The following is a 19,334-nucleotide window of genomic DNA, read 5'->3' as shown; positions in this document are numbered from 1 at the left end:
TATAGCTGGGAATTCGACTGAATCTGCCACTTACTCCCAAGGAAAAGCAACTGACCAACAACTACCAATGTAAAATCTTAAGCTGACTGAACAGACCTCCACTGATAGATGTTTGAACTTATCCTACATTGATTTGGGGGCAATTGATAAGCTAAAATTCTCATTTATTTAGGATTTTCTGCTGACACTGGGGATCACCTAAATTTACCATCCTATACTACTAGTTGCTTCCAGTAACAGAGGGTGCGACCACCAAAGCAAAGCGATAAAAATCGCAACTCCCAAATAGGCAGGGCGGAGAAATTCCTGCCATTTGATAGATTGACGTCCGTCGATAATTGCTTTGAAGGGAATAATTGAAGTTCGTTGTTTGGCAATTTCAAAGGCTTCTCCATAGCGATGCAAGAGGCGGCGATCGCTGTGCCAAACCCCAAACAAGTGATGCAACACCAACCCAATGGAAGTCACAAGGGTAAAGCTAGTACCTAGCCACAGAGTATGGGCAACACACCAAATTATTTGTCCCACCATCTGGGGATGACGGGTAATCCGAATAATTCCTGTTTCGTAAAGATGAACTTGGGGCTTTTGAATGGCAGCAATTTCTAGTAGATTGAAGGTAGCAGGATATAAGAACAAAAAAGAGATCGCTGACAGCAGCCAAACAAATTCTCGCACTCCTACCACCCCTTGTACCTGCCAAAGTTGCAAACCATCATAACGGTGTCCAAAAAAGTAAATAATTAATATCACAGCCAACGGGAGGCTAACTAATGCAAAGAGAATACGATAAAGCCTTGGTCCAATATATTTTTCTGCCCAAGGACGCAAAGCAGCGCCTCCACTGTGAGCGATCGCAAAAGCTATTTGTAACCCTAGTATGACAAAATGACTAGGTGTCAACCAAGAAATCAGCAGCATATACACAGGTGAAATAATTTAAAGAAAATGGAACTCAGTACAACCAATACCACAAAGTATTCAAAAGGAGACTTTAGTCGAAATGTTGTGCTAATGTCTTTTTCGAGTCAAGCCTTCAAGTTTAATATGCAACAAATCATGACGGGCTGATTGCTGCCAAAGCTGATTTTTTGCGTGCATCCGCTCCTTTTAAAGTTTGTGGTTTGAGCCTTATGTCTGACCTTCCTTTCACTTTAGATCAGTTACGTATTTTAAAAGCGATCGCTCAAGAAGGAAGCTTCAAGCGGGCCGCTGATAGTCTTTACGTCTCCCAACCTGCCGTGAGCTTGCAAGTGCAAAATCTCGAACGGCAGCTAGATGTCCCCTTATTCGACCGTGGAGGACGACGCGCCCAATTAACCGAAGCAGGGCATCTACTCCTCAGCTACGGTGAAAAAATCCTCAGTCTGTGTCAGGAAACCTGCCGCGCGATCGAGGATTTACAAAATCTCCAAGGCGGTACTTTGATTGTCGGTGCTTCTCAAACTACCGGCACTTATCTTTTGCCCAGAATGATCGGGATGTTCCGACAAAAATATCCAGATGTGGCAGTGCAATTACACGTCCACTCCACCAGGCGAACTGCTTGGAGTGTCGCTAACGGACAAGTTGATCTGGCGATTATCGGTGGTGAAATTCCTGGTGAACTATCTGAATCTTTAGAAGTTATTCCTTACGCTGAAGACGAACTAGCGCTGATTCTACCTGTCTTTCATCCCTTTGCCAAACTTGAAAAAATCCACAAAGAAGACCTATATAAATTACAATTCATTGCCCTAGATTCCCAATCGACTATCCGCAAAGTAATTGACCAAGTGCTATCACGCTGTGAGATTGATACCAGGCGTTTTAAGGTTGAAATGGAATTGAATTCCATTGAAGCAATTAAAAATGCTGTGCAATCTGGTTTGGGGGCTGCCTTTGTCTCAACTAGTGCGATCGCTAAAGAATTACAAATGGGCGTTCTCCACTGTGCCAACATTGAAGGCGTCGTCGTCAAACGGACACTGTGGCTGATTTTTAATCCTAATCGTTATAGATCCAAGGCCGCAGAAGCTTTTAGTCGGGAAATTTTACCCCAGTTTGCTAACCCTGGATGGAATCAAGATGTGTTAATATTGGCACAAAAAAACATAGTGGTAACTAGCTTGGATGGAGCAACGGCCATCTCATCCGGCGAAGGCTAAAATCAGGTAACAAATAATTCATGAAAAGGAGTCAGAAGTCAGAATTCAGGAGCGGAGCAAGGAAAGCTCCGCCGAGGTGTCAGAATACCCCAGCAGTCAAGTCAGGGGTTTCAAGCTCTTTAATTCTTTTCTTCTCCTGGACGACTTAAGTCGCTTGCTCGTTTACCACGATTCATCCACTTTTTCGTTCAGAATTCAATTCTGAATTCTGGCGACTGGCGTCTTTATTCTTCTTCGGTAATTCGTAATTCGTAATTATTAAGCTATCGGTGTTTGTGCAGAGTGTCGTAGGCAAGCCGGCGGTTTGACACCAGGAAAAACTGTCCTATTCTTCATAAATAAATTTAGTTGGTCTGTAACCTGAACTAATTACGAATTACGTTAGCGAATTGTCTCCTCTTGGGAGACGCCAAAGGCGAACGAGCGTCATTATCAATTAGGAATTATTTTGAGTAGTGACTAATCACGAAAATGGAAGTTTACTGCACTCGTCCACGTTGTCCACGCCCACAAAACTATTTCCCCGATTTAGATGATATTACGACGCTGAGAACAATGCAGCAGAAGTACTGTACTACCTGCGGTATGCCACTGATGCTAGATGGTCGATACGTGACAACGAAGCTGCTGGGAAGGGGTGGGTTTGGAGCAGCCTTTTTGGCACGCGATCGCCGAATACCTGGAATGCGTCAATGCGTGGTTAAGCAGTTTCAACCAGCAGGGAATTTAAGCTCAACTCAATTGCAACAAGCGCAGTTAATGTTTGAGAGGGAGGCAGAAGTTTTAGCACAACTTGGTAATGATCACGAGCAAATTCCTGACTTGTTTGCCTTTTTTCCAGTGGTAGTTAATAGCTTGCAACCAGGACAGCAAGACCAATTTTTTTACTTGGCACAAGAATACATTGATGGGCAAAACTTAGAGGAAGAATTAATTCAAAATGGCAAATTCTCTGAACAGCAAGTTTTGGAGGTGCTGCAAGAAATTCTGAAGGTACTGGAGTTTGTCCATCACAGAGGCATTATCCACAGAGACATCAAACCTTCTAATATCATGCGTCGTCGAGATGGTAAACTTTTCTTACTAGACTTTGGCGCAGTCAAGCAAGTAACAAACGCTGCACTTGGTTCTGCGGCATCTTCCACAGGAATTTATTCTATGGGATTTGCACCGCCGGAACAGATGGCTGGTGGTCAAGTATTCCCATCTACAGACTTATACGCGTTGGCTATAACTCTTATTACTTTGTTAACAAATCAGGAAGCAATTCAACTATTTGATGCCTATAGTAACCAGTGGAAATGGCGATCACAAGTGACTGTTAAGCCTCGCCTTGCTGACATTTTAGACAAGATGCTACTTCCTGCTCCCAATCAGCGCTTCCAGTCAGCCCAGGAGGTTCTAGATGCACTTAATTCACAGGCGGCTCAAGCCCCTACACAACTCAATTCGCCTTCTGTAACACTTCCGCCACAACCACCCAAAGGCTCTAGTCCCGTCGTCCCCCGCCGTCCACCAACTCAACCAGCGTTTTCTACACTGGAATTATTAGGTGGGGCGGCATTTAGTGGGTTTGAGGGTGCATTGATTGCGATCGCTCTTTTGAGTCTAATAAAATCACCAATACCTACTTTCATTGTTGCATCTGTAATTTTGGGGATACTAATATTTGTCCAAACCAGGCGGTGGATTGAAAAGTTCGATTTATTAATTATTCCGACAATTACTTTTGCAATTATTTTTTTTCTCCCCTTTTTACAAGGGGGTCGTGGCATTCAGACAGTAATTATTTTAGCAGTTGCAGCAGGCTTAGTAGCTATTTCAGTGGCAGCCATATTTCGACTTATCTATAAATTATTATCTCGATTACTTTAAAAAACTCTTGCTGCTAACAGCCACCTATGTCTCAGAAAAACGAAACACTTACCCTTTTCTTAGCCTCTGTCATCACCATTGGTTTAATCTTTAGTGGCTTATGGTTTTTTATGGAACGGTGGGCGCAATTAAATAAACCTGTTGCTAATCAGGCGGTAAATACCAATCCCAGCGATCGCATTCCTGTTGGGAATCAGTCGGTAAATGCCAATCCCAGCGATCGCATTCCTATTAATAGCAAATGTGATGTTGTACCAAATCTCCCAGAGGGGACATTTAACTATGGTGGTAGCACAACCTGGGCACCCATCCGTAAAGAGGCAGACTCTGTACTCCAAAAACTCTGCCCTCGCTTTATTTTGCGCTATACTCAACCTCCATCAGGTGATCCAGGATCTGGAACTGGGATTCGGATGTTGATAGATAATCAACTAGCTCTTTCTCAATCTTCTCGCTCAGTTAAAGCTGAAGAAAATGCAGAAGCTAAACAAAAAGAATTTAGTTTAAAAGAAATTCCGGTGGCAATTGATGGTATTGCGATCGCAGTTAACCAGAGTCTGAATATCCCTGGTTTAACTGTCGCCCAACTTAAAGGCATCTACACAGGCAAGATTACTAATTGGCAACAGGTGGGTGGGCCAAATTTACCAATTACAGTCTACTCTCGCAGCAAAGAAGCTGGGGGTACAGCAGAGTTTTTTGTCGAAAATGTTTTAAATAAAGAGAGTTTTGGTACCAACGTTAGTTATATTAACACCACCACTGAAGCCGTCCGAAAAGTAGCTGCAAGTCCTGGCGGAATTTATTATGCTTCTGCCCCAGAGATTGTGCCTCAGTGTACGATTAAGTCTATACCACTAGGGCGTACAAGGGGTCAATTTGTGCCTCCCTACCAAGAACCATTTATACCTCCATCTGAATGTCCCAATAAACGTAATCAGTTGAATAGTCAAGCATTTCGGAGTGGAGACTATGCAATTACGCGCAATTTATTTGTTATCGTTAAACAAAATGGTCAAACAGATCAGCAAGCAGGCGTTGCTTATGCAAATTGGCTGCTGACACCTCAAGGTCAAGAACTGATCGAAAAGGCTGGATTTGTCAGACTTAAATGATCAAAGTGGTTAGATTTAGCAAAATAATCAAATTAGGACTTACGCAAAAACTCTCTTAAACTCTTATTTCTCAGTGTTCTCTGCCTCTGGAGGAGTTCGTTTTTTATCTCAACACCTAAGTTCTATAGCAGTCTGCTTTGATTTCTGAAATTATTTGCGTAGACAGGGAGTAGGCTTGCCGTGAGCGTAGCCGAATGGGAGTGGGGAGTGGCGAAGAAACCTTTTTGGGGTGTACTGATTTTTTTCAAAAATCAAATACGAGTCCTATACAAATAATAAACATTTTTACTTTATTCAAATTTGTTCATGTCCCAAAAGAATGAAACCACAATTTTAGCCTTGGCTCTGTTGCTGACAGTTGGAATAATTGGCGGTGGTTTTTGGTGGTTTACTAACAACTCTGGTTTCAAATTTGGTAATACTCCAAATCAGGAAACAGACAGCAATCTATCCTTACAAGACCGCATTAGTTTTGGGGAAAAATCCTTGACTCCGGGTGAAATTTCTCCAGTTAAAAAAGCGGGAGTACAGGCGATCGCTGCTAAAAGTTATGATCAGGCGATCGCCAATTTCACAGCTGCCCTAGAACTCAACCGTAACGATCCAGAAGCGTTGATCTTTCTTAACAATGCCCGAATCAAATCTTCAAAGAGCTACACTATTGTGGCTTCTGTACCAATAGGCACTGACCCCAATACTTCTTTAGAAGTTTTACGTGGTATCGCCCAAGCCCAAAATGAAATTAATACCTCTGGAGGAATCAAAGGAGTGCCGTTGAGGGTAGGGATAGCTAACGACAACGACAAGCCAGAAATAGCCAAGCAAATCGCTTCCAGCCTAATCAGCAATTCAGAAGTATTAGGTGTAGTTGGTCCGATTACTAGCGATTCTACCTTAGCCGCAGGTACTATTTATAACTATGGAAAACTTGTAGCAATTTCCCCTACCAGTACATCTGTAAAAATTTCTAACTTTAGCCGCTACGTTTTTCGCACGGTTCCCAGTGATTTTATCGCTGCTAGAAGTTTGGCCAACTATATGGTGAAAACCTTGCAGAAAAAAAATGCAGCAGTTTTCTTTAATTCTCAGAGTAACTATAGCCAGTCTTTAAAGTCTGAGTTTGTTTCATCTGTTTTGCTGGAGGGTGGACAGGTATCCAGTGAATTTGACTTATCCAATGCGGATTTTAGTGCAGCTAAAAGTGTCGAACAAGCAACTAAACAAGGTGCAGAAGTGTTGATGTTAGCTGCTAACACTGAAACTTTGGATAAAGCGCTGCAAGTACTTCAGATTAACCAGAAACGGTTAATTCTGCTTTCTGGAGATGATGTTTACACCACCAAAACTTTAGAAATTGGCAGACAGCAAGCTGTGGGGATGATAGTAGCAGTTCCCTGGCATATTGATGGCGATCGCAAGTCAGATTTTCCCCAAAAATCTCGGCAGTTATGGGGCGCTGATGTGAGTTGGCGAAGCGCCCTCAGCGATGATGCCACTGTAGCTTTGATTGCGGCATTAGAACGCAATCCCACGCGATCTGGAGTCCAAGAAGCACTAACTTCCTCTGACTTTTCTGCCACTGGCGCTTCTGGTACAATTCGGTTTTTAGCATCAGGCGATCGCAATGCGCCAGTCCAACTTGTAAAAATCGTTCCTGGTTCTCGCGCCGGTACTGATTATGACTTTGAACCAGTGCGATCATCAGCAATAAAAAATTAAAAATTAACCAATAGTTAACCTGGAAAAACTCTCAACATGGGAAATTCAGCTTTATAGGCAATACTTTCGCTTTGTTTACGAGTATTGGCATAGAGTAAACCTAAGATTTTACACGCTTGTTTTTGCCATCAGGCAAAAAACTGAGCCAATAAAATTTTGTATGGTTAGTGATAAATCTGGGTAATATAGCAATCCGATTTGATTTCTGAAATTATTTGCGTAGGCTGGGAGTGGGGAGTAGGCAAGAAGCCTCTTTGAGTTGTACTGAGTTTTTTCAAAAATCAAATATGAGTCCTATACTGCCCTGACTATTTAATAAACTTTGCCTTTCCTTAACTTGTTATTAATTTTTAGGTAACAAAATACAGAAGTGGGGATTATTAGCAGCTGGTGAGGTAGTGCAATCTTGAGGTTTTTCCAAGTGAGTAACTGCCGAACGCAGACGGCTAATGGACAAGTGGTTTAATATCTTGTCTCTTATGGGGAAAATCAAGAATTAAGAGCAAAATTATGCTAAATGCAACACCTTTAAAAAGGTTATCGCAAGTAACTGCCACCACAGTACTTGGTTTCACTATGCTTGCAGTTATTGGCACAGATCCTGCTCAGGCTGTCAATTTGAAAACATTTAATATTTCCGGAAATTTTGCTCCTGCGGCTCTTGATAGTTCAGTAGGGCTACCTGTTAATTTAGCAAATGCTTCTTTTAATGGAACTTACACAGTGGATGTGGATCAATTACCCGCTTCTAATTCTTTTGTAGATTTGACAAGTTGGACTATCAACTTAGTCAATGACAATACTGTTTTGCGAACATTATCCAACAGTTTGGCTGGCAATACAGCTTACATTCAAGAGAACATACTTGCTTTTGCAGACGGCGGCTTATTGGCAGAGCAAAACAATAATTTGCAGAGTTTGGAACTATATTTTGACAGCAATTTCACAGGTACGAGTAGTACCAATGATGGAAAATTTTTGGACAACAGCGACCTTGGAAGTGTCCAAATTTCGGGCATTACTGCCGTTACTTTCGCTAAAAGTGAGCCTGTTCCTGAACCTCAAAATTTTGGTGGTATAGCAGTTGTTGCTACTATCGGGTTGTGGTTGAAAAGAAAGCAAAAAGCTTAAATAGCGGCATAATTTTGCTTCTGCTCAACGGTATTAAGTTTTTGTCAATTTCGGAACCAATAAAGCACAGCGTAACCAAAATAATTATTTTAAATCAATCAAACGCTTGCTGTATATGAATTAGGAATTTTTAATTTTGCATAGTGATATTACCTGGATAAAAATTACCAAGGAGATGTGCTTTGAAACGATTTACAAAGTTATGTTTTGCTCTAACATTCTTGCTACTACCGTCGATGTTTCTCGGCTCGGCGATCGCAGAGGATTCCTCTGCACACGAAGGATTACCAGCAAACTCAACCGTCACAACTCAGCCAGATGCAACGCCAGACGTGACGCGATACTTAAATGATCCGCACAAGGAACCCAATCTGCCGCCGAAGTTGCTCGCCAAACTGGTTCACGAGCGGATCAAGTATGTCTTCGTAATCTTTAACGAGAACCACTCCTTCGACAACGAGTATGGCACCTTGCCCGGTGTTAACGGACTCTACTCAGATGGACAAAAGCCTCGTGACTCAAAGAAAACGCCGGGCTTCACCCAGACCTATACGGATGCTAAAGGCGAGACTGTCACGGTTCAGCCATTCCGGATCGGGTCTGAACAGAACGCCAGCGCCGTTGACAGTGTTGACCACTCGCATACCGGACTGGCAACCAAGCTCCATGTTGTGGACGGCAAGCCACAGATGGATCAGTTCGTCAACGACGAGTACACACGCTTCGCATCGAAGGGTGGAGCAGCCAACATTGCTGAGGGCAAGCAGTTTGCCCGCCTTGTGATGTCGCACATCGACTGCGACACCATTCCCTTCTTCTGGAAGTGGGCTAGTCGCTTCACGGTCTTCGACAACATCTTTGCAACCGAAGACACGCCCTCAACCCCGAATGCGGTGGCGATGATCGCGGGGCAGTCGGGTGAAACACAGTGGGTGAAGCACGGTGCGAGCGGCAAATCTTACACCGTGGGCAGCCACACTGGCACGACGCAGGGAGTACCCCTGGTCAACGACCCACAGCCATTCTATGGCTCCCAGTTCGACACAACGACGAACAACAAGCAACCTGCTGGTCCGAAAGAGAGCTACGCCGATAACAACATTTCCTCAAACCTGACCTTCGCCAGTCTACCGCTCACCTTCCAGGGGCGCAATATTCGGTCGGTTTTAGCTGGCAACAGAAATCATTCATTCGATCTAGCCGATATCCAGCAGGATATCCCCTATATCCAGAAACTCCGAACTGAGCCTGTGAATTGGCACTGGTATCAAGAAGGCTACAATCTTGAGCCGACCGATACCAACGGCATCGCTTCCCACAATGCCTATGTCACCCATCACAACGGGGCACAGTATTTCGGCTATATCGCCAACACGCCGGAGGTGAGCAAAAACCTCCGGGGGCTTGGTGACTTCTTCACCGACATCGCCAAAGATACCCTGCCCAAAGGCGGCGTGTTCTACGTCCGTGGCGGCTACACGAACCAGCAGGGCTTGAAGCCGCCGATCACTAACCCGAACACGCCGGAGGATGAGATCGCCGCGATTAATGCAGCGAAGTCGGGCGATGACGACCATCCGGGCTACAGCGATCGCCAGCTCAGTGAGGGGATGGCGGCCAGGGTGATCAACGCGATCGCCTCAAATCCAAAGCTTTGGCAGCAGAGTGCTATCATCATTACCTACGACGAGTCCGATGGCTTCTACGACCATGTGCCACCAAGGATCTTATCCTATGGCCCTGACGGGCTACCGCTCTCCCGTGGTGTCCGTGTGCCGTTGATCCTAATCTCACCCTACGCGCGGACGCACGCCGTCTCCCACGCTGAGGGCGATCACAACTCGGTGATCGAAACTATCAACACGATCTTTGGTTTGCCCGCCCTCGCCAGCCTGCCTGATGAGGCACAGGCACTCGCTGCTGGCAACTCCCCAGAGTTCAACAAGTTCGGTCCACCAGGATTTGAGCAGAAGTACCTCGGCCCACGGGACATCAATTCGCCAATCACCGACAGCCTGTTGTCGGGCTTCGATCCGAAGAGACTGCTTGGCATCTCGCCGCCACTGCCAGCCTCATTTGCGAAGATTCCAGACAGCGTTGTGAACACACTACCGCACTACGGTGGGCAAGGCTGCCGGGCGATCGGAATCACGCCGGAGGACAAGCGCCAGGGGATAGTCAACAAAATTCCCAAGGGCTTTAACCCACTACCAAGTACGTATCCAGTGGCTAACCCTTAAAGTGCTGAGTGCTGAGTAAAGAAGTGAGATTCCCCACTTTTTTACTCAGTAATCTTCAAATATCCCCATTTTTCGACATTCCCTGAGGAGAATTCATGCGCTTTGTCTTAGTCTTGCTGACTCTACTTGGTGTCTGCGGCTCGATTTCCACCGCTCAGGCGGGTTCGGTGATCAAACGTGTGAAGGAACACAATGTGGTTCGCTGTGGCAGCGTCGAGCGGACAGGTCTGGCAACTGAAGCCGAGCCAGGAAGCTGGAGTGGTCTCAACGTTGACGTCTGTCGGGCGATCGCCGCCGCCGTACTGGGATCTGCTGACCGCATCGAATATCATCAGTACGAAACGCCGAAGGACTTCGACGCTGTGCGTAACCAGCAGGACGACGTATACTTTCTCACAGGTTCGGAGATTGACGAGCAGAAGCTGGCCGGTAAACTGCTGCCTGGCCCGACTATCTTCGTAGAATCCAATGCGGTGATGGTGGCATCCACCTCGGCTGCACACCACGTCAGCGACCTGGCCAAAGAAAGCATCTGCTTCATGATTGGCAGTTCGGTCGAGCGGAGCCTCACAGCTTACTTCGGTGCGCTCCACAAGAACTGGTTCCGTCGGCCATTCTCTGAGGACGGGGAAATGATCGATACATACAACGTGCAAAATTGCCATGCGATCGCCGGTGAAATTACGACTCTTGCAAAGATCCGCCTCGACCCTGGAGTAAACCGATTATCGAGCCGCATCCTCCCGGAGCCACTGACGACCTTTCCGGTGATCGCTGCAACCGGAACCGAGGACGCTCAGTGGTCTGCGATCGTCGCGTGGACAGTGCATACATTAATCAACGCAGAAAGACCGGAAATACCCTGGTATGCAGGCGGTGCTGGGGCGATGCCGATTTCCGCACCAGAACTCGATCTCGATCAGGAGTGGCAACGCCGCGTTCTCACATCTGTAGGTAACTATGGCGACATCTTTGATCGCCATCTGGGAAAAGGCTCCCTACTCCGGCTCAATCGCGGATTAAATGCGAACCATCTCCGAGGCGGACTTCTTTTAAGCCCGTTCCTTGAGTAATTTCAACTAACCATAAAGGTGTCAGATAAAGTTTTTGGCGAAGGTATTGATGAGGAAAATTATTATACCTTGACTTCTAAAGTAGTCAGAAGTGGGGATTTATCAGGATTCGTTAATAAAACACCCGTTCTCCAAATACAATCTCAAGTAGTAAGCACCTATCAAGTTAAGCACTTGTATTGAATGGACGCGCGGGTAATTTACTATGTCCCAAAAAAACGAAATACCTATTCTTGTCTTATCCATCCTAATCACGGTCGGGCTAGTAGCTGGCGGTTTTTGGTGGTTCAGCAGAAAGTCTGGTCTTGAGCTAAATACAATTAATTCTCCTAGCACCAAAACGCCCCAAACTGGATCAGAACAACCTAGTGGCAAGACTTTCACCTCAGTACAGGATGTTCCTACAGGATTATTCAATTACGGAGGCAGTACATCTTGGGCACCGATTCGACTAGTTGTTGATCCAGCAATTCAAGCGGCGCAACCAGGGTTTCGACTGCGTTATGTAGAACCCAGCAATGCATCTCCTGGTTCTGGTACTGGTATCCAGTCGCTGATAGACGGTCAATTAGCTCTTGCCCAGTCTTCCCGTCCAGTTCTAGATCAGGAATTAAGCCGTGCCCAGCAGCGTGGGTTTAGTTTGAAACAAATTCCTGTAGCAATTGATGGTTTGGCAGTCGCAGTTAACCCCAGTCTCAACATCCCAGGAATAACGATAGACCAGTTAAAGTCAATTTACACAGGCAAAATCAATAATTGGAGCCAGGTGGGTGGCCCCAATATTCCGATTAAGCCCTATTCCCGCCGTATTGCTGATGGCGGTACGGTTGAGCTTTTTGTGCAAGACATCTTGGGTGGCCAAGCTTTCAGCTCCAATGTGGAATTTATCTCCACAACCACCCAAGCTTTGCAAAAATTGGCTGGTAGTCCTGGTAGCATCTATTACGCTTCTGCCCCAGAGGTGATTCCTCAATGCTCAATCAAAGCCTTGCCGTTGGGGCGAACGCAAGGGACATACATTGCTCCTTACCAAGAACCTTCTGTCCTCCCGTCGGAATGTCCTGGGAAACGAAACAAGTTGAACATTGAGGCTTTCCAATCAGGAAAATACCCGATTACCCGGAATCTGTTTGTGGTGGTCAAACAAAATGGTCAGACTGAGCAGCAAGCAGGTGTCGCTTACGCCAACTTACTGCTGAGTGAACAGGGACAGGAACTGATTAGCCAAGCTGGGTTTGTCAAAATTCGCTGACAGGAGCGATCGCCGACCGAGGGGCGTAGACCATCGCACTCAGACAGAGTGGCGGAAAGCGCCGCTCTGAACTGTGCTTTAACCAGCTCTATTAATTGACTCTGCTGGCAAGCAAATGAGATTATCGCCTTGAGTCAGGATTAAGCCACGTTGACGCAGCTTGCCCATCAAACGGGTGACGGTTACACGAGTGGAACCAATCGCGCTACCAATTTGGGCATGGGTGAGGGGAAAAGGCAGACAATAACCGCGAATCACATCAGGATCAGTGTCGCTCATTGCTGGCTCTCCATATTCCTCAATCAACAATGTGAGAAATCCTAAGAGTCGGTCAATTGTGCGCCGTTGTCCCAAGGCACTCAGCCACAGCAGCTTACGCTGGTGCTGATACCTAAAGGCATCCATGACTTCACGACGGAAGTGAGGCCAATTGTCTAGGTCGTGCCAATACATCCACAGCACCGCAGTTTGGTCAACATGGGCGTAAGCCTGAAGTGTGAATGGTGATTGGGCAACAATTTCAAATGGCTGTCCCGCTCCCACAAAACCCAAGAACGCTTCTTCTGGGGTTCTGTTGATTCGTCGAGACGTTAGCTGACTAGCAGTCGCACTAACTTGTGCGGTTCCCACCATGCGGATCGCACCCCTTTGCACTAAATATAGCAATCCAGGTCGAGCTGGAATGCGCTCATCTTTGCTAAAGGTGCGGCAGCGGTAGTGTTCTTGAGCCCAGTCAAGAATGCGTTGCCAAGTCAAAAAAGGCCGTGATGCCTCAGAAAAGGAGGATTGAGATTGCATAGGTAACAAAGAGCGTTCGGCTGAAAACAAAGACGTGTAAATAAAAAGGTGCAAGGAGTGTCTTTGTGTTGGCGAGGCAGGCTTAACGCCTAACAGCGCCAGCCAATCCAAAGAATAGAAAGCAAATTACTCTCTACTCTTTTGTTATACTTCCTACTGTACAATGATGGTAGTAAAATTTACTTACTATTCATCGATTATTCATTAAATTTTATCCTCCTCTCATTTTTCTTCATAAAGATTAGATTTATGCCCCAAGATAGATGACAGAAAATTAAAAAATATATTTTACATGATTATTTCAATAAAATTACGTGCATGATAAATTACTAGTCAGCAAATATACGCCAATAAAACAGCTAGTATATAGCTATTTAATAAAATCACTAAGTATTAGTACTTATAAGGTAAAAATTAGAAGCATAAAAGATGAGAAAAGTCATCTATATAAAGATAGAGATTATAGTAAAATTTTGTATATCTCAGGTGTAGCCCTGCGACTTTCAAAATCTCAGAATCGAAAAGCTATGGAGTTTGCTAGTGCGATCGCCTCAGATATATCAGGGATCTGTGGTGGCGTTTTTAGCATCCAAATAGTTCCCCCTGGTTGGATATATTTTGAATTGACTCACTCGACGTTAGCGACTTGGTTACAAAGTGTGGCAGTCGGGAGTTCAGAGGCAGCAGGGGGCAGGGAGCAGGGAGCAAGGGGAGATGAGGGGACAATTGATGCCCAATGCCCAATGCCCAATGCCCAATGCCCAATGCCCAATTCGCTGTTTGCTGTTCAATATGCTCATGCACGCTGCTGTTCGCTAGTGTTGCTGGCTCACCGAGAGGGATTGATTAAACTTAGAGAACCAGTTCCAAATAGTAGTCCAGCTTTTTGGAGTGTTATCGCCCCCAACCCCATACCTTGGCTCAACAGTGATGGAACATTGCGACTAAATCACCCAGATGAGCGTCGTCTAATTGCCGAGTTAGTAGAAGTCATAGACAACATAGAGTGCCCTGATGTTAGCGGTTCTGTGAAATGGGAAAAAGTAGCGCTGAATTTGAGCCAAGCTTTTGAAAAGTTCTGGTCTAATTGCCGGATTTGGGGTGATGTGAAAATTACCTCACCAGAGGTAGCTCAAGCCAGACTTGGATTGCTCATGGCTACTCAGTCAGTATTAAAATATGTGCTAGAGGAAAATTTGGGGGTTTTTGCGCCCTTGGAGTTATAAGTCAGTAATGTTGCTTAGTACACGTCACCGTAAAAGGGGTTTGGAAATATTGAGACTTGATGTTGGGTTTCACTTCCCTACGGGACGCTACGCGAACGTTCTACCCAACCTACGAATGATTAAATTCCATACCCTTTTTATGGTGTTCTGTACTTAGTACAGCATTTCCGAAATTCGTAGCTTTTTTAAACGCAGAGGGACGCTGAGTCCATACGTGTCAACTTAAGGTAAAACTCCTTTATAACCCTCGTTTCCTAGCTTCTGGCTGGAAATGCTGCCGCCAGCGAGGAAGGCGGAGCCTCTAGAACGGCATTCCCAGTCGGAGACTCTTAACGAGATAATCTAAAAGCTGCTTCTAGGCAGGTTTTCACGTTAAGTTGACACCAATGCGCTGAGGGAAGCGCAGAGGGACGCTGAATTTTGCCAATTTTAATTCGCTATGAAATTCTCTACTTAATCAGAAAATAAAAACTTTTATCACAACTATTGACTCAATGCACCACCTCGGCTACATTAGCAAGTGTGTGAGGAGCGAACCAGCTAGGGCACCGAGACGAAACACGGCCAGTCGTCGGTGTCCTTTCTGATTTATATGGGTTAGGTTTGAAAAAGTACCTTCACTACAGCAAAAACTTTTCTATTGCTACTGCTGCTCCGTCTTGCTCTACACTAGGAGCTACCCACTGCGCGATCGCTTGTACTTCCGGTGGTGCGTTGCCCATAGCTACACCAAGTCCAACATATTCCAGCATTTCTACATCATTGAAGTTATCGCCAATCGCCATAACGTTGGCTATCTGTAATCCTAGTAATTCTTCGGCTAGATAACGTACACCAGTTCCCTTATTCACAGAGGCGTTAGTTGCTTCAAAAAAGGTAGCAACAGATTTTGTCAAATAAAGTTCAGCAGGTGTGTATTGACGGCGCAAATTCCCCAATAGATTGTCGATCACATCAGTGTCATCACACAAAGCGAGAATTTTTGTCGGTTCATTCGTTAAGGTTTGGCGCAAATCACCCACGGGAATCGGGATAACACCAGAACGTTCTGCATAAATTTGGGTTTCTCTAGTTAACTCACGGACGTATAGCTGATCATTGATGTAAAAGTGAACAGATAAAAGCGATCGCAACTCCGGTTGTTCAAAATAGTCGATTAGCTGGTGGGCGATTTCCCTGGAAACAGCCCAATGACGATGAATTTTTTGGGTGATCGGGTCTTGAATCCAGGCTCCTTGATAAGCCATTAATGGTAAAATAGAGCCGATTTCTTGGTGAAAGCGTAAGGCGGAACGATACATTCGACCTGTAGCGATCGCCACTTGAATTCCTCGTGCTTGGGCTGCAATAATAGCTTGCTTTACACCTGTACTGACGGTGTTAGACTCTCCGGCGATCGTGCCATCTATATCCAAAACTAATAGTTTAATGTCTTTTGCAGCAGCTTGATGATCAGTAGATGCCAAATGTGTAGCAGATGCTTTCTGCATAATTTCCTAGATTTTAAGTTTCAATAAGAGGTTAACAGGCTCTAGCAAGCAGTGGGGAGTAGTAGAAAAAATTCAGTTCTCTAGTCACTTACGTACTTATACATACCTGCGAAAAGTTGGTTCTCCTGGGCTTCCGTACTAAAGCTGTAAATACGTAGACATCACTTTGTCTAAAATTATGTGCAGGAGAAATTGGTATGCAAAAACGGCGCTATTGTCGCCAAAGCCAAGCTGAACAAGCATCTGAAATTGCTAAAATAGGGCTATGTCTGAAACTTTCACTTCTGCAACCGCAACACGCCCCACGTTCATCCTCGTTGATGGACACTCCCTCGCTTATCGTTCATACTTTGCGTTCGCCAAAGGGCGAGATGGAGGACTGCGTACCAAAACGGGGATTCCTACCAGTATATGTTTTGGTTTTGTGAAGTGCCTGCTAGAGGTAATGGCAACACAACAGCCCCAAGCAATGGCGATCGCTTTTGATTTGGGTGAAGCAACTTTTCGCCACGAAGCTGACGAGACTTATAAAGCCGATCGCCCAGAAACGCCAGAAGACTTCATTCCCGATTTAGCAAACCTGCATGAGTTGCTCAATGGCTTCAATTTACCATTTTTCACTGCCCCTGGTTTCGAGGCAGATGATGTTTTGGGAACGTTAGCACAGCGAGTAACTGCTTCTGGGTATAGGGTAAAGATTCTTACGGGCGATCGCGATTTATTTCAACTGATCGACTCTGACAAACAAATCACGGTTCTAAATTTTAGTCCAGATGCCCTAAAACGCTCTACAAATAGCATCACGGAATTTGAAGCAGAACAAGTCAAAGAAAAAATGGGCGTTTTACCTTCACAAATTGTCGATTTCAAAGCTCTTTGTGGTGATAAATCAGATAATATTCCTGGAGTCAAGGGAATTGGAGAAAAGACAGCAGTGCAGCTGCTAAATACCTATGGTTCTCTTGATCATATTTATGCTGCCTTAGATGAAATTAAAGGCGCAACTCAGAAAAAACTCGCAAGTGGTAAAGAAGATGCGGATAAGTCTCGCTATTTGGCAACCATAGTTTTAGATGTTCCAATAGAATTTGATTTAGAAGATTGCAAATTAAAAGGGTTTGATACAAACGTTTTATCACCAATTTTAGAAAAATTAGAATTTAAGTCTTTTTTAGGAAAAATCAACGACCTCCAGCAACGTTTTGGTGGCAAGATTGAAGAAAATCAAGAAGCTAAAACAGACGCAATTAATCCCAATACTAACTCAGAATTTAGCGCTGATGAAGATAATGATTTGTGGTTTTTTAGTGCTAGTGATACAGCAGCAGTTCCACAACAATCTACTTCCCCAATTACACCACGCATCATCAATACCGAAGCAAAACTAACTGAGTTAGTCAAACTTTTGCGAAAATTCACTAACTCAGAGACTCCCGTTGCTTGGGATACTGAAACCACTGATTTAGAACCAAGAGATGCTGAGTTAGTAGGAATTGGTTGCTGTTGGGGAACGCAACCAGATGAGGTAGCCTATATTCCTGTGGGGCACAAAACTGGGGAAAATTTGTATAAAGATTTGGTGCTAGAAGCATTACGCCCAATTCTCGAAAGTACCGATTATCCCAAAGCTTTACAGAATGCCAAATTTGACCGCTTAGTTCTAAGGTGTCAAGGAATTAATTTGGCAGGAGTAGTGTTTGATACTATGCTGGCAAGTTACATTCTAAATCCAGATTCAATTCATAATTTGATGGATTTGGGGCAGCGATATTTGGGATTGATAGCTAAAAGTTACTTAGATTTAGTTCCTAAAGGTAAAACCATCGCTGATATAGATATTTCCGCCGTAGCAGATTACTGCGGTATGGATGCTTATACTACCTTTGGCTTAGTGGCGAAATTGCGTGAGGAACTGGAGAAATTTCCAGCTTTATCTAAACTATTAGTGGAAGTGGAACAACCGCTAGAAGCAGTTTTAGCCCAAATGGAATACACAGGCGTCCGCATTAATTCCGCTTATTTACAAGAACTTTCGCAGCATTTAGAAACTGAGTTAACCAGGTTAAAAGAGGAAGCAACTGAAATAGCTGGGGAAAATTTTAACTTGGGTTCTCCTAAGCAAATGAGCCAAATCTTGTTTGAAAAGTTGGGGTTAAGCACCAAACATTCTCGTAAAATTCAAACGGGCTATTCTACAGACGCAGCAACACTAGAAAGACTCCAAGAAGATGATAACACTGGATTTGTTGAGGCGATCATTGAGTATCGCACCCTATCGAAATTAAAGTCTACTTATGTTGATGCATTACCTGCATTGGTGCGTCCAGATACCCAACGGGTGCATACTGATTTTAATCAAGCAGCGACATCAACTGGTAGGTTATCTTCTTCTAATCCAAATTTACAAAATATTCCCATTCGTACAGCTTTTAGTCGCCAAATTCGGAAGGCGTTTTTGCCAGAAGCTGGCTGGTTAATGGTGGCTGCTGATTACTCACAAATTGAATTGCGGATTTTGGCTCATTTGAGTCAAGAGCCGATATTACTGCAAGCATATCAGCAAAATGAAGATGTTCACACTGTTACCGCGCGATTAGTGTTTGAAAAAGAAAATGTCACATCAGAAGAACGAGGGATGGCAAAAACTATCAATTTTGGCGTGATTTATGGAATGGGTTCTCTAAGGTTTTCGCGCTCAACTGGAATAGATAAAAACATTGCCAACGAGTTCATTAAGCGGTTTAATGAAAGATATCCTCAAATATTTGCATATTTGGAGCGAGTCAAAAAAGAAGCGATCGCTCTTGGTTATGTAGAAACTATTCTCGGTCGCCGTCGTTACTTTGACTTTACTCATAACAGTTTACGCAAATTAAAAGGTAGTAACCCAAAAGATATTGATCTAAGTAAATTGAAGAATTTGGGTGCTTATGATGCAGGTTTACTACGCTCTGCTGCTAATGCACCAATTCAAGGTTCCAATGCTGATATTATCAAAATTGCAATGGTGAGACTGCATGAGGTTTTGAAGAACTATCAGGCGCGTTTGTTGTTACAAGTTCACGATGAATTAGTGTTTGAAATTCCTCCTCAAGAGTGGGAAGAATTACAACCGCAGATTAAGTCGGTGATGGAAAATGCAGTCCAGTTGAGTGTACCGTTGCTGGTGGATGCGCGTGTTGGTGAAAATTGGATGGAGACGAAGTAATTCTTGTGGGGTGCGTGTCTCATAGCCCAAGGCGGGCAAGATGCCCACCCCACAAGTAGT

General features: G+C 44.5%; 13 protein-coding genes. 10 read left to right on the top strand and 3 right to left on the bottom strand.

Going from position 1 to position 19,334, the window contains the following annotated elements:
* Positions 1-204: 204 nt before the first annotated feature.
* On the bottom strand, positions 205-921 hold the full coding sequence (locus tag V7K31_RS27795; protein ID WP_335098871.1) for an NnrU family protein: 717 nt from the start codon (positions 919-921) through the stop codon (positions 205-207).
* Between the two features lie 212 nt (positions 922-1,133).
* Between V7K31_RS27795 and V7K31_RS27790 the strand changes: the two genes are divergently transcribed.
* From V7K31_RS27790 to V7K31_RS27755, 8 genes are all read left to right on the top strand, one after another.
* On the top strand, positions 1,134-2,147 hold the full coding sequence (locus tag V7K31_RS27790; RefSeq protein ID WP_335098868.1) for a LysR family transcriptional regulator: 1,014 nt from the start codon (positions 1,134-1,136) through the stop codon (positions 2,145-2,147).
* A 471-nt stretch (positions 2,148-2,618) separates the two neighbouring features.
* A complete protein-coding gene (locus V7K31_RS27785) occupies positions 2,619-4,022 on the top strand; it encodes a serine/threonine-protein kinase (RefSeq protein ID WP_335098865.1) in 1,404 nt (467 codons plus the stop codon).
* A gap of 26 nt (positions 4,023-4,048) precedes the next feature.
* Positions 4,049-5,137, top strand: coding sequence for a substrate-binding domain-containing protein (locus tag V7K31_RS27780; protein WP_335098862.1), 1,089 nt, complete (start codon positions 4,049-4,051; stop codon positions 5,135-5,137).
* A 306-nt stretch (positions 5,138-5,443) separates the two neighbouring features.
* On the top strand, positions 5,444-6,856 hold the full coding sequence (locus tag V7K31_RS27775) for an ABC transporter substrate-binding protein (protein ID WP_335098859.1): 1,413 nt from the start codon (positions 5,444-5,446) through the stop codon (positions 6,854-6,856).
* 510 nt (positions 6,857-7,366) lie between these two features.
* On the top strand, positions 7,367-7,987 hold the full coding sequence (locus V7K31_RS27770; RefSeq protein WP_335098855.1) for a PEP-CTERM sorting domain-containing protein: 621 nt from the start codon (positions 7,367-7,369) through the stop codon (positions 7,985-7,987).
* Between the two features lie 182 nt (positions 7,988-8,169).
* Positions 8,170-10,227 carry a phospholipase C gene (locus V7K31_RS27765; protein ID WP_335098853.1) on the top strand — a complete coding sequence of 686 codons (2,058 nt, stop codon included), beginning with the start codon at positions 8,170-8,172 and terminating at the stop codon, positions 10,225-10,227.
* 95 nt (positions 10,228-10,322) lie between these two features.
* The gene (locus V7K31_RS27760; protein WP_335098851.1) at positions 10,323-11,300 is read left to right on the top strand and encodes a hypothetical protein; all 978 of its coding nucleotides are present in this window, start codon (positions 10,323-10,325) and stop codon (positions 11,298-11,300) included.
* 205 nt (positions 11,301-11,505) lie between these two features.
* A complete protein-coding gene (locus V7K31_RS27755; RefSeq protein WP_335098849.1) occupies positions 11,506-12,552 on the top strand; it encodes a PstS family phosphate ABC transporter substrate-binding protein in 1,047 nt (348 codons plus the stop codon).
* Positions 12,553-12,630: 78 nt separating this feature from the next.
* Here the strand turns inward: V7K31_RS27755 and V7K31_RS27750 are convergent, their stop codons facing one another.
* A complete protein-coding gene (locus tag V7K31_RS27750; protein ID WP_292795523.1) occupies positions 12,631-13,350 on the bottom strand; it encodes a Crp/Fnr family transcriptional regulator in 720 nt (239 codons plus the stop codon).
* A gap of 527 nt (positions 13,351-13,877) precedes the next feature.
* Between V7K31_RS27750 and V7K31_RS27745 the strand changes: the two genes are divergently transcribed.
* A complete protein-coding gene (locus tag V7K31_RS27745) occupies positions 13,878-14,576 on the top strand; it encodes a DALR anticodon-binding domain-containing protein (protein ID WP_335098847.1) in 699 nt (232 codons plus the stop codon).
* A 620-nt stretch (positions 14,577-15,196) separates the two neighbouring features.
* Here the strand turns inward: V7K31_RS27745 and V7K31_RS27740 are convergent.
* Positions 15,197-16,066, bottom strand: coding sequence for a Cof-type HAD-IIB family hydrolase (locus tag V7K31_RS27740; protein WP_335098845.1), 870 nt, complete (start codon positions 16,064-16,066; stop codon positions 15,197-15,199).
* Positions 16,067-16,331: 265 nt separating this feature from the next.
* On the opposite strand from V7K31_RS27740, the gene polA reads away from it, so the two are divergent.
* Complete coding sequence (polA, locus tag V7K31_RS27735; protein WP_335098843.1) at positions 16,332-19,274, top strand: DNA polymerase I; 2,943 nt, start codon at positions 16,332-16,334, stop codon at positions 19,272-19,274.
* The last annotated feature ends 60 nt before the right edge of the window (positions 19,275-19,334 follow it).

The organism is Nostoc sp. (genome assembly GCF_036917675.1).
Lineage (GTDB): Bacteria > Cyanobacteriota > Cyanobacteriia > Cyanobacteriales > Nostocaceae > Nostoc.
Note: the sequence above shows the minus strand (reverse complement) of the source record. Positions and strands in the feature narration are given on the sequence as shown.

Coding starts and splice junctions, on each gene's coding strand:
- V7K31_RS27795 (WP_335098871.1), bottom strand. CDS start 921: ATGCTGCTGATTTCTTGGTTGACACCTAGTCATTTTGTCATACTAGGG.
- polA (WP_335098843.1), top strand. CDS start 16,332: ATGTCTGAAACTTTCACTTCTGCAACCGCAACACGCCCCACGTTCATC.
- V7K31_RS27785 (WP_335098865.1), top strand. CDS start 2,619: ATGGAAGTTTACTGCACTCGTCCACGTTGTCCACGCCCACAAAACTAT.
- V7K31_RS27790 (WP_335098868.1), top strand. CDS start 1,134: ATGTCTGACCTTCCTTTCACTTTAGATCAGTTACGTATTTTAAAAGCG.
- V7K31_RS27750 (WP_292795523.1), bottom strand. CDS start 13,350: ATGCAATCTCAATCCTCCTTTTCTGAGGCATCACGGCCTTTTTTGACT.
- V7K31_RS27770 (WP_335098855.1), top strand. CDS start 7,367: ATGCTAAATGCAACACCTTTAAAAAGGTTATCGCAAGTAACTGCCACC.
- V7K31_RS27780 (WP_335098862.1), top strand. CDS start 4,049: ATGTCTCAGAAAAACGAAACACTTACCCTTTTCTTAGCCTCTGTCATC.
- V7K31_RS27775 (WP_335098859.1), top strand. CDS start 5,444: ATGTCCCAAAAGAATGAAACCACAATTTTAGCCTTGGCTCTGTTGCTG.
- V7K31_RS27755 (WP_335098849.1), top strand. CDS start 11,506: ATGTCCCAAAAAAACGAAATACCTATTCTTGTCTTATCCATCCTAATC.
- V7K31_RS27745 (WP_335098847.1), top strand. CDS start 13,878: ATGGAGTTTGCTAGTGCGATCGCCTCAGATATATCAGGGATCTGTGGT.
- V7K31_RS27740 (WP_335098845.1), bottom strand. CDS start 16,066: ATGCAGAAAGCATCTGCTACACATTTGGCATCTACTGATCATCAAGCT.
- V7K31_RS27760 (WP_335098851.1), top strand. CDS start 10,323: ATGCGCTTTGTCTTAGTCTTGCTGACTCTACTTGGTGTCTGCGGCTCG.